The following is a 255-nucleotide window of genomic DNA, read 5'->3' as shown; positions in this document are numbered from 1 at the left end:
CGCCGCCAGCAAAGACGCCCACCCGGCACCTGGGACCACTCGCAACCGCACCCCGACACCGATGGGCATATCCCGAGGTCGTGGTTCCGTGAACACATCTGGATACCCGCCCTCGTCACCGCCGGCAGCGGTATCTGCGTTCGGACACACGACCTCCGCCATGCCCACGCCTCCTGGCTCCTCGCCGGCGGCGCCGACCTGCAGACCGTCAAAGAACGCCTCGGCCGCGGCAGCATCTTCACCACCGAGAAACAC

Annotated in this window: 1 protein-coding gene; it reads left to right on the top strand. The window is 67.8% G+C overall.

Going from position 1 to position 255, the window contains the following annotated elements; all coding sequences use genetic code 11:
• Positions 1-255, top strand: a 255-nt coding sequence (locus RM423_RS26345; RefSeq protein WP_311425772.1) for a tyrosine-type recombinase/integrase, incomplete at both ends; no start/stop codon positions are given.

The sequence above is a fragment of the Jatrophihabitans lederbergiae genome (assembly GCF_031845305.1).
Taxonomy (GTDB): domain Bacteria; phylum Actinomycetota; class Actinomycetes; order Mycobacteriales; family Jatrophihabitantaceae; genus Jatrophihabitans_A; species Jatrophihabitans_A lederbergiae.
Note: the sequence above shows the minus strand (reverse complement) of the source record. Positions and strands in the feature narration are given on the sequence as shown.